The 14,549-nt window shown below is 52.5% G+C and carries 8 protein-coding genes; 7 read left to right on the top strand and 1 reads right to left on the bottom strand.

Annotated elements, in window-relative coordinates; all coding sequences use genetic code 11:
* Positions 1 to 3 precede the first annotated feature (3 nt).
* On the bottom strand, positions 4 to 2,094 hold the full coding sequence (locus tag BN4_RS15000) for a PP2C family protein-serine/threonine phosphatase (protein ID WP_015416259.1): 2,091 nt from the start codon (positions 2,092 to 2,094) through the stop codon (positions 4 to 6).
* Positions 2,095 to 2,452: 358 nt separating this feature from the next.
* On the opposite strand from BN4_RS15000, the gene BN4_RS14995 reads away from it, so the two are divergent.
* The 7 genes from BN4_RS14995 to BN4_RS14965 all read left to right on the top strand — a co-directional run bounded on the left by BN4_RS14995 (position 2,453) and on the right by BN4_RS14965 (position 14,346).
* Positions 2,453 to 3,799, top strand: coding sequence for a TolC family protein (locus tag BN4_RS14995; RefSeq protein ID WP_015416257.1), 1,347 nt, complete (start codon positions 2,453 to 2,455; stop codon positions 3,797 to 3,799).
* Positions 3,800 to 3,989: 190 nt separating this feature from the next.
* Positions 3,990 to 6,125, top strand: coding sequence for an efflux RND transporter periplasmic adaptor subunit (locus BN4_RS14990; RefSeq protein ID WP_015416256.1), 2,136 nt, complete (start codon positions 3,990 to 3,992; stop codon positions 6,123 to 6,125).
* 9 nt (positions 6,126 to 6,134) lie between these two features.
* A complete protein-coding gene (locus tag BN4_RS14985; RefSeq protein WP_015416255.1) occupies positions 6,135 to 10,064 on the top strand; it encodes an efflux RND transporter permease subunit in 3,930 nt (1,309 codons plus the stop codon).
* A gap of 34 nt (positions 10,065 to 10,098) precedes the next feature.
* Positions 10,099 to 10,539, top strand: a complete 441-nt coding sequence (locus BN4_RS14980; protein ID WP_015416254.1) for a hypothetical protein — start codon at positions 10,099 to 10,101, stop codon at positions 10,537 to 10,539.
* A 357-nt stretch (positions 10,540 to 10,896) separates the two neighbouring features.
* Positions 10,897 to 11,586 carry an HAD family hydrolase gene (locus BN4_RS14975; protein WP_015416253.1) on the top strand — a complete coding sequence of 230 codons (690 nt, stop codon included), beginning with the start codon at positions 10,897 to 10,899 and terminating at the stop codon, positions 11,584 to 11,586.
* A gap of 185 nt (positions 11,587 to 11,771) precedes the next feature.
* The gene (locus BN4_RS14970) at positions 11,772 to 12,506 is read left to right on the top strand and encodes a hypothetical protein (protein WP_015416252.1); all 735 of its coding nucleotides are present in this window, start codon (positions 11,772 to 11,774) and stop codon (positions 12,504 to 12,506) included.
* Between the two features lie 88 nt (positions 12,507 to 12,594).
* Entirely contained in the window at positions 12,595 to 14,346 is a 1,752-nt protein-coding gene (locus BN4_RS14965; protein WP_015416251.1) for a sigma 54-interacting transcriptional regulator, read from the top strand.
* Positions 14,347 to 14,549 lie beyond the last annotated feature (203 nt).

The raw sequence follows: 14,549 nt of genomic DNA, 5'->3' as shown, positions 1-14,549 counted from the left end.
AAATTATCGAAGGAGCTTGAGAGTTGCGACGGTTATGTCGTCAACTGGCACACACTCCCCCCGGAACTCGGTCAACGCCTGCTCCAAAGCCGTATTGAGTTGACCGGATGTCCCCGAGGCATTGTCGCGAATAATCCGTTTGAGTCGCTCCTTACCGAACATTTCACCGACTTTCGACCGCATCTCCCAAATACCGTCAGTCCCGATAAGCACGATCTGACCCGTATTGAAATCCACACGGGAGCACACTTCAAATGCAGCATCCTCAATCACGCCAAGAGGCAGACCGGAACCTGCCAATTCCTCGAAAACCCCGGTCTCGACGTCATAGACCAACGCAGGATCATGCCCGGCCCGCACCCACTGCACAGCGCCGTCTTCGAAAAGTTCCATGAGGAAAAGAGTCATGAACCGACCGGAACCATCCACGTCCTCGAAAACTCGGCGATTGACGGTTTCCATGGCACTGACCAACGACGCTCCCCCAAGGAGCTCCCCTCGAAGATATGCTCTGGCGGACGCCATCATGAGTGCGGCCTGAACCCCGTGCCCGCTCACATCACCAACTGCGACGACCAAACTCCGTTGAGAACCGGTTCGGCGCTCCACAAATCCGTAATAATCGCCCCCGGTTTCATCGCAATACATGCTGGCGGCAGCAACATCGACCCAAGGCAATTCAGGATCCACCGAAGGCAAAAGACTTTGCTGTACCTCCTGAGCCATTTCCAGAGAATTTTTCATGGAAACACGTTCCTTCAGAGCCGGGACCATCTTGTTGAAAGCATGGCTGAGTTGACCGACTTCATCCTTGGAGCGAATCGGCGCACGGACCGAGAAATTCCCCTTGGCCACACTTCTCACCGCATCAGCCAGTTCACGGATATTTCGCGTAAACAACCGGGAAAGAACCAAAGCGAAAATCAGGGCCAATCCCGCGACAACAAGGACGACAATCCCCATGGATGTATCGTGGTGCGCGACTTGATCCCCTATGAACTGTCGTGCGACTTCAGCTTCCCTGACAACATCCTCCTTAGGAACGATCAACATGAGAGCCAAACCACTCTCATCAAGAGGAGCATAGGCCCACAGGGAATTGCTGCCCTGATATTGCATGTCCACCACACCGGGGCGCTGCATCTTCAAAGAAGTGGTGATGATCTTGAGCGTGTCAGCATTCGGGCAGACGAGCCACGCCTTGCTGCTGGGCATCTGCCAGTGTCCACGCCCAGAGTTTCTGGAGGCCTGCTGTGCTATGATCTGAATCCGGTTCAGCCCAAGCTCGGTATCGATTGTCGGACGAACCAGAAAAGACTGCGCATTGGTCGAGAACATGCTGACATGAGGACTGTCGTGCAGCATGGAATCCACCGGTACCACAATGGTCAAATTTCCCTCGAGGATGCCTTTCGCACTCCTGATGGGTGATGTTACGCGGAAAGCCATTCGACGGGTTCGGCTGTCTGGCTGTGGACTGCTCCAGGTTAAAGCTGGAAGTAACGCCTGGGGCATCGACATACGAGAGACCCTCGGACGCATCATCCCACGTCCTTCCAATGCAGGGTAGACCACGGATGTACCGTCTGCAAGACGCATCTCGATCCAAAGAATGAGATTGGGATAGTTTGATTTGACCCTGGACATAAGCGCAGCCAATCCGTGAAGCATGGCTTCCCGGCCATCCCCGTTGCGAACCGAGACATGGTCCAAATCAACATGCAACGATTGTATACGGCCTTGCATATGCTCAAAATAATAGCCCTTTGCCATCATAGCCACCTGCTCTTCAGTCAGGGCAAAAGAGCTGTCGGACGGCGTATGGGCGTGCCCGGAGAGAACCCCTTCCAGCTTGGAGGCAAGCAGAAGCGAGGTAGACTCCAACAACTGCCTCTCCCGCATCAAAACCCGTGCATGGTCCTCCACAATTCTCGTTAATCCGGTACTGGCTTTGTGAACAAGTACATTGGCGCTGCGCTCTGCCAGGGTGTCCCCCATTTGATTCAGATCGCGCCGTATGGTCGCCCGCACCACCAGAAGAGGTGTCAGGGATACAAGCAAAAGAAGTATTAATAATTTGGATCGAATTCGCATTATTTCTCCGCTCAGGAAGTTCACACAGAGGTCAGAACCACCTTTGTCCTGTTCATGTGCACATTGATTTCTTCTAGCGTAAAAGCAGGATGTATACCATCTGAACAATAGGGTAAAATAAACTAATAAATTATAATGTTAGTCACAACGAACATATATTGTACTGAGTATGGCAGCTTTGGCACAAAACTGCACATGCCCGATGCACAAAATGTGCGAAAAAATGCACTGAACCCGATCATTTTAGTCGGGATTTTTCGAAAGAAACCTGATAAGATACTGAATTAGAGTTAGAAACACTATCTGGCATATAGTTTGTTAAGACTTTTTAACAAAGAGAGCCTGAAGGGAGATAATCGTGAGAAAAACCGTCTTGTTCGTAACAGCCTTGATGATACTGGTATGCGCTCAGGGCTTTCCTGCTTTGGCGCAGGAAACACCACCAGATAAGCAGGGCACGTATCTTGGAGACCGTGTGGAACTTGATGACCTCAAATCGTTTCTCTCCCTTGCGGCGGACAACAACAACGAGCTGCGCGCTGCATTTCAAAAATGGCAGGCAGCCATCAAGAAAGCTGTTCAGGCCGACACTTTGCCCGACCCCATGCTTTCATTCGGCTACTACACCACGCCGCTTGAGACTCGCGGTGGTCCGGCCCGTTACAATTACGGGTTATCACAAAAATTCCCCTTCTTCGGCAAACTCGGCTTCAAGGAACAAATGGCCCTTCGTGAAGCTGATGGTTTCAAGGCCCAATTCGATGATTTGAAACTCAGCACTTTCTACAAAGTCAAGCAGGTATACTATGAGTACGCCTACTTGGCCCGCGCCACCGATATCACCCGTGAAAACATCGAGTTAATGAAGTATCTGGAAAAGATTGCCACCTCCCGCTATACGGCAGGAACAGCCAAGCACTCCGACATCATCAGACCACAGGTCGAACTGGGCAAACTCGAAGACCGTCTCAATTCCCTCATGGATTTGAAAACCCCCTTGGCAGCGAGACTCAACGCTCTGCTGGACCGGCCTCGAAACCAGGCCATAGAATTTCCGGCATCGATTCCGGTCATGTCCATCACCGATTCCGAAGAGTCCCTGTTCTCCCGTCTGCCCGAGTCCAACCCGAAGCTTGCATACTGGGACACGGTTACAGCCAAGGCTGAGGCCGGGAAAGAACTTGCCCAACGCAACTATTATCCTGATTTCACATTTGGCATCGGTGTCACTGAAGTGGATGACGCACGCAACTCCGGAGTGATGGGCGACGGAGACAACCCGGTCATGGCGACCATGGCCTTCAACCTGCCCATCTGGACCGGTGCACGCGATGCCGCAGTGGAAGAAAGTCAGGCAAGGATTCTCTCTGCAAAACGGAGCAGAGTCGGTCTCGAACGCACCTTGCGGGCCGATCTGGAACTGGCCCTCTACAAATACCGTGATGCAGGACGAAAAATTGGCCTGTACAAGGACACGCTGGTCCCGAAAGCAGAACAGTCTCTGGGAGTTATCATGGAATCCTTCATGACCGGAGGAGGGACAGCCCTTGATTTGATTGATGCGGAGAAAACCCTGCTGGAATTACAACTTGCCTATTACCGTGCCCTGACGGACCAGGCACAGCGTCTGGCAGAAATAGAAACATTGGTAGGCCAGGAACTCCCATGCGAATTTCATGGTTCTCTTCTCAGAAGAACACGCTAACCGGAAAAAACAGTTCACCCCAACGGCCTGTCCTTTTTTTGAGTCCGACTGAGAATCGGATGGCTGATATTTGATTCGACAACGTAACCTTTGTCCGGCCGGAATCGACCGCGACAAACAAACAGGGTGCCACAAGCGCGGCATCCAGGCACAGCCGCCCCCTTTACTGTGGGAAGACACCGAGGAAATCATGAGCAGATTCAAAAATGCCAAACTGGTCCCAATATTCATCCTGATTATCGCCATCGCTTTTGGCGCCGGATATTTATCCAAAGGGTCAGATACTTCTCCGCCAACGGATACGAAATCCCAGGCGGAAGGAGAAAAAGGGCATGATCTCGAAGCTCATTACGATGAAGCAGGCAATGTCACTTGGACCTGCTCCATGCACCCTCAAATCCAACTCCCTAAACCAGGGAAGTGCCCAATATGTTTCATGGAGTTGATCCCGTTAATCCGCAAGGACGAAGGCGACCAGACCAGTATGCGGGAAATAACCCTGACCAGTTCGGCTCGAACCCTGGCGGGAATCGCCGTTGAAGAGGTCAAACGGCTTGATGTGGCAGTAGAGACCCGAATGGCCGGGAAAGTGGACTATGACGAGACCCGTGTCAGAAATATTACGGCCTGGACCGGCGGTCGCGTTGACAAAATGTACGTTGATTATACAGGGAGCCTGGTCAAGAAAGGACAACCCATGGTGTCTGTCTACAGCCCGGAACTCCTCACGGCTCAGGCTGAACTGATACAGGCGATCAAGGCCATCCGCGACCTCAAGGACAGCAAGCTCGACCTAGTCCGAAACAGTGCTCAACGCACCAAGGAAGCGGCACAGGAAAAGCTCCGTCTTCTCGGTTTGACCCAAAGGCAGATTGACAAGGTCATTACGGAAGGAACCCCGGCTGATCATATCACGCTCTATGCTCCACAAGGCGGCGTGGTCATAAAAAAAGCCGTCAATGAAGGGCAATACGTCAAAACCGGTGCACCTATTTACTCCATAGCGGACCTGTCCTCCCTGTGGGTCATCCTCGAAGCCTACGAATCCGATCTGCCGTGGGTCTCACTCCGTCAGCAGGTAGAGTTCCAGACCGATGCCTATCCGGGAAAAGTATTCAAGGGAAAAGTTGTTTACATCGACCCATTGGTCAACGAGAAGACCCGGACCGTTAGAGTGCGCCTTGAAGTCCCCAATACGGACGGCAGCCTTAAGCCGGGCATGCTTGTCCGTGCGACCCAGCATAAGGGTGGGCAATTGGGGAAAACGAAAAACTCACCGTTAGTCATTCCCGCATCCGCCCCTCTTATCACCGGAAAAAGAGCGGTCGTATATGTCGCCAATCCAGACAAGGAAGGAGTTTACGAAGGCCGCGAGATCATTCTCGGCTCCAAGGCCGGGAATTATTATATCGTTCTCAGCGGTCTCAAGGAAGGCGAACTGGTCGTCACCAAAGGAAACTTCAAGATCGACAGCGCGGTGCAGATCGTAGCCAAGCCCAGTATGATGAATCCGAGCACCGCCTCCAGAGCAATTTCCGAGGAGTTGCCTTCCTTGTTCTCTTCCAAGCTTCGCCTGCTTTCCCAATCCTTTGAGGAGTTGTCTTCAGCCGTTTCCACGGAAGAACTCTCCCAAACACATATGGCATTCGGCGAATTCAACAAATCCCTCCGCTTGATAGACGGTTCTTCTCTGGAGGGGAAGATAGCCCTGCGCTGGAAAGAATATTCGATGCTCCTCGGGAATGATGCCATTCTCGGTGCAGAGGCTCCCGATATCCGACGACTCCATGAAATATTCTCGGAAATGAAAAAACACTATGCCGAACTTGCGACAACCTTTGCCATCGCGACACCGGAGGTGGAACTGACCGCTCCTGTTGAGTTCAGAACACAGTTAGGTCATGTCTTTGGGGCATATGAAGCCCTTGCCGCGAGCCTGGCCAAAGATGATACCGAAGGAGCTCGCTCGGCTGCCGCCACTATATCAGAGTCCCTGCGACTGGTTGACGAAACAGTTCTGGACGGCCCGTCTCACAATGTCTGGACCGCTTCACTGACAAAATTGAACGATGGGTTGGCCGCCATTCGCGACGCCCAGGATATCGTAGGAGTCCGTACCGGATTCGAACCCATTTCAGTGGGACTTTCCGAAGCCATTCTCAAACTGGGAGTGGAGACGAACGGTCCCCTGTACGAGATATTCTGCCCCATGGCCTTCGAGTACGAAGGGGCTACATGGCTCCAGCGGAACGAAGAAGTGCACAATCCATATTTCGGCACTGCCATGTCAACCTGCGGCGAGATCAACAAGCAGCTCAAGAAGTAGGCGGACGGCATGGAAAACGAAAAAGAAACACATATCGAAGCCAAGACCTTGACCGATAAGGTCATCCTTTTCTGCCTAAAACAAAAACTGATCGTGTTCCTGCTCGTGGCCGTTGTCATGGGCTGGGGACTGGTTGTCGCCCCCTTTGACTGGCATATAGGCAGCCTGCCGCGCGACCCGGTTCCTGTGGACGCCATACCGGATATCGGTGAAAATCAGCAGATCGTTTTCACCCAATGGATGGGACGGTCTCCTCAGGATATGGAGGATCAGGTCACCTACCCGCTGACAGTCGCCCTGCTCGGCATTCCAGGCGTCAAGACTGTCCGCAGCTACTCCATGTTCGGATTTTCCACTATCTACGTCATTTTCAAGGAAGATGTAGAATTCTACTGGTCACGCTCTCGCCTGTTGGAGAAACTGAACAGCCTGCCACCGGGAACCCTGCCTCAAGGGGTACAACCCACACTTGGTCCCGATGCCACGGCCCTGGGTCAGGTTTTCTGGTACACTCTTGAGGGCCGAGACCCTGACGGTCATCCGACAGGCGGCTGGGACCTGGATGAACTCAGAAGTGTCCAGGACTGGTATGTCCGATATGCGCTTCTGGGAGCCGAGGGCGTCAGTGAGACCGCATCCGTCGGTGGATTTGTCAAAGAATATCAGGTTGATGTTGATCCAGACTCCATGCGCGCAGCCGGAGTAACCCTTCAGGATGTCTTTTCCGCCGTCAAACAGTCCAATCTGGATGTCGGGGCGCGAACCATTGAAATCAATAGTGTCGAATACTTGATCCGAGGAATCGGCTTCGTCAAAAATCTCGGCGACATCGAACAAGCCGTCATCAAAGTCACCAACAACATCCCGATCAGGGTCAAAGACGTTGCCCGCGTGACTCTCGGTCCGGCCCTGCGCCGCGGCGTGCTTGATAAAGGCGGCACTGAAGCCGTGGGTGGCGTGGTTGTAGTCCGCTATGGAGAAAATCCGCTTCAGGTCATCAAGAACGTCAAGGAAAAGATTGCTGAGATTTCTCCGGGACTCCCATCCAAAACCTTAAAGGACGGAACAGTCAGCAAGGTGACCATAGTCCCCTTCTATGACCGATCCGGCCTGATCAATGAAACGCTCGGAACCCTGGACACGGCCCTGACCGAGGAAATCCTGATCACGATCATCGTGGTCCTCATCGCTGTCATGCATTTGCGCAGCTCCCTGCTCATTTCCTCACTCCTGCCATTGGCCGTGATGATGGTCTTCATCAGCATGAAGACATTCAAGGTGGATGCCAATATCGTTGCCCTGTCAGGTATCGCCATCGCCATTGGAACCATGGTCGATATGGGCATCATAATATGCGAGAACATACTCAATAAATTCGAGCAGGCCTCCCTGGAGGAGAGCCGAATGAAGGTCATTTTCGAAGGCGCTTCCGAAGTCGGAAGTGCCATCATGACCGCAGTGGCCACGACCATTGTCAGCTTCCTTCCCGTCTTTGCCATGGAAGGCCCGGAAGGCAAGCTCTTCAAGCCCTTGGCCTATACCAAAAGCTTTGCGCTCATCGCCTCGATCATCGTGGCTCTGACCGTGCTCCCGGCCATCGCTCACCTGGTATACAGGCACAAAAAAACGGGCGTGGGAAAGGCGTGGAAGAAGCATCTTGTCAACATTCTCTACATCGCGGCAGGCATTCTGGTTTCCCTGCTCGTCAAATGGTGGGTCGGGCTCTTCCTCGTGGTGCTGGGTTTACACAGGATGCTCGGACACTTCCTGCCCGCCAGGCTAGAAAAATTCTGCGGCAATCTGGAAAACTACAGCGTCATAGCTTTGGTCATCATTTTCCTGTCGGACCATTGGTTGCCACTTGGGCCTGAAAAAGGCGCTTTGCTGAATATCATCTTCGTCTCCATACTCATCGGCGGCTTGATGCTCTTCTTCCAGTTCTTCCAACGCGGCTACCCGACCATGCTACGTTGGGCACTCCACCATAAGGCCGCATTCATGGTACTGCCCTGCATGGTTGTCTTGTTCGGGACACTCATCTGGTTCGGCGGTGGTGCTCTGACTTCCTGGATGCCGGATTCCATTCGCGCATCAAGGCCGGTCAGTGTCATTCGAAAGGCTTTCCCCGGACTCGGCAAGGAATTCATGCCCCCCCTTGACGAAGGCTCTTTCCTCTATATGCCCACAACCATGCCCCACGCTTCCATTGGTGAAGTCCACGATGTCTTGTCCAAACAGGACATGGCTATGTTGGACATCCCCGAGGTAGACAGTGCCGTGGGCAAACTGGGTCGTGCGGAAACCCCGTTGGACCCGGCTCCGGTCTCCATGATCGAAACAGTCATCAACTACAAACCGGAATATCTGGTTGCCCAAAATGGTGAACGTCTGCGGTATCGCTTCGACGAGAACCAGAAAGATTACTTCCGTTCAGCCAAGGGCAAACCATTGCCTGCGGGAGATGGCCTGCCATACCTTGTGCAGGGCTTTTACCAGCGAGATGAGAACGGTAATCTTATCCCGGACGAGGACGGCAAGCCATTCCGACAATGGCGCGCTCCCCTTGACCCGGCCCTCAATCCGGGACGAAAGGCATGGGACGGTGTCCGCTCACCGAACGACATCTGGGACGAAATCGCAGCCGCAGCAGAAATGCCCGGTACAACATCAGCCCCCAAGCTTCAACCCATAGCTGCCCGTATCGTCATGCTGCAATCCGGCATGCGCGCCCCCATGGGCATCAAAGTTAAAGGCCCGAATCTGGCGACCATCGAACAATTTGGTCTGCAGTTGGAACAGATGCTCAAGGAAGTCCCGTCCATCCAACCCGCCGCAGTCATAGCCGATCGAATTGTCGGCAAGCCGTATCTGGAGATCGTCATCAACCGCGAGGCAATCGCCCGTTACGGCATCAAGCTGAAAAAGGTACAGGATGTCATTGAAGTGGCTGTGGGTGGCAAGATGCTCTCCACTGCCATAGAAGGACGCGAACGATATCCTATCCGCGTGCGGTACATGCGCGAGCTACGCGACAGCATGGAGGAGTTGGAGAACATTCTGGTCGCGGCCCCGTCCGGAGAACAGATTCCGCTCAAACAATTGGCCGAGATGCGCTACGTGCGCGGCCCGCAGGTCATCAAGAGCGAAGACACATTCCTCATCGGGTATGTGCTCTTTGACAAGAAGGCCGGATTTGCCGAAGTGGATGTGGTGGAACAGGCCCGCGCATTCATTGAAAGCCGTATAGCATCGGGAGATCTGACAGTGCCCAGCGGCGTGTCATATGAATTCGCAGGCAACTACGAAAACCAGATCAGGGCGCAAAAGAAGCTGGCGGTCATTCTGCCTCTGGCCTTGATGGTTATCGTGGTCATCCTGTACCTCCAGTTCAAATCCATGGCTACCACGCTCATGGTCTTCTCGGGCATCCTCGTGGCCTGGTCCGGAGGATTCACCATGATCTGGCTCTATGGGCAGGACTGGTTCCTCAACTTCAGTGTTTTCGGGACGTACATGCGAGACCTTTTTCAAGTACATCCCATCAACCTGAGCGTGGCTATATGGGTCGGCTTCCTCGCCCTCTTCGGCATTGCTTCGGATGACGGTGTGATCATGGCGACTTATCTCGATGAAAGCCGTGGAACCAGAGATATGAGCAGTGTGGAGTCCATCCGCATAGCCATTCTGGAAGGGGCACAACGCCGCATTCGCCCGGCTCTCATGACATCGGCCACGACTATCCTCGCCCTGATCCCGGTACTGACTTCGACCGGACGCGGTGCGGACATCATGGTCCCCATGGCGATTCCGTCATTCGGAGGCATGACCATAGCCATCCTGACGGTCTTCGTCGTTCCAGTCCTCTACTGCCAGGTGGAGGAAATCAAATACACAGTGAAAAAGAGACGGCTCGCCGAAAGTTCGGATGAGCAATCGTAACCGTTACCAATTAAAACTGTTAAGGAGATTATCAATGAAAAAAGTTACTTCCCTCGCCATCGTCCTCGCCATGACCCTGCTTGTCAGCGGCTTCGCCTTTGCCATGGACCACAGCACAATGGATGCTGGTGACATGAAGATGGCAGACAGCATGAAAGTCATGGAAGACAACCTCGCCCTGATGAAAAAGGACGTCGAAACCATGAAGGACCCTGCCCAACGCAAGGCTGCCATGACCAGCATGAACTCTCACATGACTGACCTGCATCACGGCATGGCCGCAGCAGAGGGACATGCCAAAATGACCAAGAATGCGCACATGGAAGCATCCATGAAGCAAATGAACAAGGAAATGATGATGACCATGAAAGGCATGGGCATGGCCAAAAAAGATGCTGACAAGGGTATCCCCATGATGATGGACAGCCTGAACAAGATGGAGAAGACGCTTTCAACCATGAAAAGCATGATGTAATTCTCTTCCGTCAATAAAAGAGGCCATCCCGATCATTTCGGGATGGCCTCTTTTTTTTCGAGCACAAAAACAAAAGAGGCAGCCCACTGCTGACTCACACCTCGACCGCGCAGAAAGCCCGACCACGAAGCTCCCCTCTCATACGTATACAGAAAACACATTTATCATTACAGTCGATCTGCTCGGGATACATGAATGATGAACCGAACAAGGAGACCATACAGCCTACTATGCAATTCTTACTCAAAGTATCGGTTGGAATCCTCCCGAAAAACTGACATCAAGACCTGGTTCCGGGGAGAAGGTTCCCTCCGGTCCTGACTAGGAAAAAACTTCAGCCAAGGCGGTTTGAACAGAATGACACAGAAGCTCGTGGACGCCATTTTCTGGGATATTGACGGAACGCTCATTCTTACTGAAGAACTGCATTTTCAGTCCGTGGCCGACTATTGTACCAAGCGAGAAATGGAACTGACCGACGCTGACAACGCCGCCATGATCGGCAAGACCATGATTGAAAAATGGGACTATCTCCACACCCAGAAAAATCTTCCTGGATCGGAAACACTCTTCCGGCATGAATGCGCCCAATATTATATGGAGAACCTCAAGAATTGCCGCATCCGCGAGTCGCCACTTCGTCTCATGCGCAAGGCTTCCGATATGAACATCCCACAGGCTTGTGTCTCCAACGGGGACCGCCAGGTCGTACACAATAACATCAACGTCTTAGGGATAGGTTCTTTTATCGATTTCGCCCTGACAGGTGATGATTTTGACAATGGAAAACCAGCCCCGGACCCGTACAGATTGGCATGCAAAAAAATGGGGATTCCCCATTCCCGCGGACTGGTCGTGGAAGATTCCAGGGTTGGTGTCGCGTCAGCGGCTGCCGCAGGACTGACTGTCATTGCATGGCCCGATGCATCCTCTTCCTTCACCAGTGAGGATTTTGCCAAAGCAGACTATCTCATCAGCTCCCTCGAGGAATTTCCGGCTCATCTTCTGGGCCTGACCCAGGCTGATATGGCCTCGCTCACAAAATAAATCGACACAATGACAAAAGCCAACAAGGCAGCTCTCTCCACCGGGTTCAGCCCCCGAGATACGCATTGGTGTCAAATCATTCAGGAGCCGCGCCTTTTGACATGCTTTTCCCAGCATAATAATGCCTGCCGAGCATACGGCTGAAGCCATGAGACAATCTCTCGTGGCAAAAAAGGGAGCACGCAATGCGGTACTATCTGTGCATAGATGATACAGACACCATGGAAACCAAGGGCACAGGATGGCTCATGGAACAGGCCTGTACTGAAATGGAAGAGCGTGGCCTTGGTCAGTTTTCCCGTATCAGCCGCCACCAACTCTTTGTCCATGAAGATGTCCCGTACACATCACACAACAGTTCAATGTGTGTGGAAATCACAGCCTGTCCCTCTGCTGACGAGCTTGTCCGGTATATGCAAAGATACCTCGAGACACGGGCAGCTCATGGTTCAGACCCTGGTCTGTGCATGATTTCCGACACACTTTCGGAAGACGCGTGGCAACACCTTGTTCACTTTGGCCTCGCGGCCAAGACAACGGTCCTCAACAAGAAATTAGCCTATGCGCTGGCGAAACAACTCTCGGTTCACCTGACGGAACACGGCGGAACCGGCGATGGCGTTGTTGGCGCTTTAGCCGGAGTCGGTCTTCGCATGATGGGCAACGATGGCCGCTACAGGGGCTGGCACCACCTGGGACCGGCTGGAACCGTGATGCAGAGTGGAGAAATCACACGCCTCTGCACAGCTCGAATGATTCTGGATGAAAATGGGAACCCGCTTGCCGATTCGGTCCCGGTCATTCTGCAGGACAGAATCAAACTGATACGTCGGAACAGCCAGCCCGTGCTTCTGACCCACCCCGGAACTGCAAACGAAGACAGACATCTGCTCTCCAAAGACATGCTGAAAAAGTATTGATGCTCATGATGCAGCACTGAAAACCCGCAGACAGCATCCTCCCTCCTTCCACCATTCCCTTTAGGTCGCGTCTTTGCTATGAAGCCGCATGACCATAAACGTAAATCTCTTCGCCATACTGGATGCCGTCAGCTATGCTGTGGTGGCTGTCGATCTGGACTGTCGCGTCATCTACCTCAATAAACCAGCGACTCAATTCCTTCAGGCACGGGGACGTGCAGAAGCCGAATATATCGGGCATGACAGCGAGACACTCCTGCCCCTCGCAACACCCAAAGTCCGTGAAGCATTGATCGGAAACGAGTTCAAGCATGGAGAAGGGCGTATCGTGGCAAAGGGCAAGGAACTTTTCTACGAAATCACACCGCTGATGATCGAGGAGAGACTCGCAGGGGCCGTCATCAGCCTGCAACGCCCGGAGCGATATGAAGAACTGGCATGCAACCTGGTCACCTATCAGAACATGGCTCGCCAGCTTCAGACAATCTTTCAGTCCTCCAGCGATGGGATATGGGTCACGGATGGCAACGGAACCATTCTCGATATCAACAAGGCATCCAAACGGCTCAATGCCATCGATGGCTCCACGCTCATCGGAAAGAACGTCAAGGTCATGCTTGATGACGGTATCATAGATGATGCTGTAACCCTGCATGTCATGGAAACAGGCCAGCAGCATACGATCATTCAACATATCAAAAGCACTGGAAAACAACTTCTGGTCACCGGAACCCCTGCATTTGATGATCATGGCAACCTCTTTCTGGTCGTGGTCAACGAGCGTGACATCACGGATCTGAACATGTTGCGTGAAAATCTGGAACAAGCCCGGCGACTCCAGGCCAAGGTGCGGGAAGAATTGGACGACCTGACCATGCTTGAATTCCGCCATGGCGGCGTGGTTGCCGAATCAAAGTCCATGCGTCAGGTTTTGAGCACCTGTTTACGACTCTCCAAACTGGAAGCGACAACTCTGTTATTGCTTGGCGAATCCGGCACAGGGAAAGGGTTACTGGCGAAATTCATTCATAAAAGTGGTCCCAACAAACAGAAACCATTCATCTCCGTCAACTGTGCCGCCCTGCCAGATTCGCTTTTCGAAGCCGAACTGTTCGGGTATCAAAAAGGCGCTTTCACCGGTGCGGTGGAGACAGGACGAGTCGGTCTCATCGAACTCGCGGAAGATGGCACTCTGTTTCTCGATGAAGTGGGGGAAACCCCCTTGGCAAGCCAGGCAAAACTGCTCAAATGTCTTGATGAACGCGAATATTTTCCACTGGGAGCGAGTAAACCCAAGCAACTCAAATGCAACATCATTGCCGCGACCAACAGGGACCTCGACGCCATGGTCCTGTCCAAACGCTTCCGCAAAGACCTCCTCTATCGGCTCAACACCTTCACTGTCTCCATCCCTCCCCTGCGAGAACGCCCCGAAGACCTCTTTGAACTGGTCGCTATGATTCTCCGGCAATGCAATACGAAATACAGCACGGATAAACGCATCACCCCAAAACTCTTTGATCAGCTACAGCGCTACCCTTTTCCCGGTAATGTACGTGAATTGAAGGGACTTATTCGTAAAGGCGTGGTGATGAGTGATGAACCGATCCTGGATGAATTTCTCTTCGATCTGCTCAAGACAGACTCTTCCATTCCCAAGGAAACGGAAAATATCACCTTGCCCCAGGCCATAGACTCAGTCGAACGTAAAATGCTCGCCAAAGTGAGAACCTTTTGTTCCGGTACTCGGGAAATGGCCTCCTACCTCGGCGTCAGTCAACCCACCGTAGTTCGCAAGTTGAAGAAACACGGTATCCGCCCTCCAAAAGAAAACGCCTGACCTGCATTTTGATTCATTTATGAATCACCCTAAAAAACCCCAGTCAATATTTTATAAAAACTGATCAACTAGCTGAAATTATTATATATAAAGTATAAATATTCCGTATTTGAATCTGGACACTCTCTCAACAAATCAACCATTCTTGTCTTAAACGACGCCAGTGATTCATACATGAATCACCTTTTAAGCAAAAATTCCCC

It is taken from the genome of Pseudodesulfovibrio piezophilus C1TLV30 (genome assembly GCF_000341895.1).
Taxonomy (GTDB): Bacteria; Desulfobacterota; Desulfovibrionia; order Desulfovibrionales; family Desulfovibrionaceae; genus Pseudodesulfovibrio; species Pseudodesulfovibrio piezophilus.
This window is presented reverse-complemented; position numbering and strand designations above follow the sequence as displayed.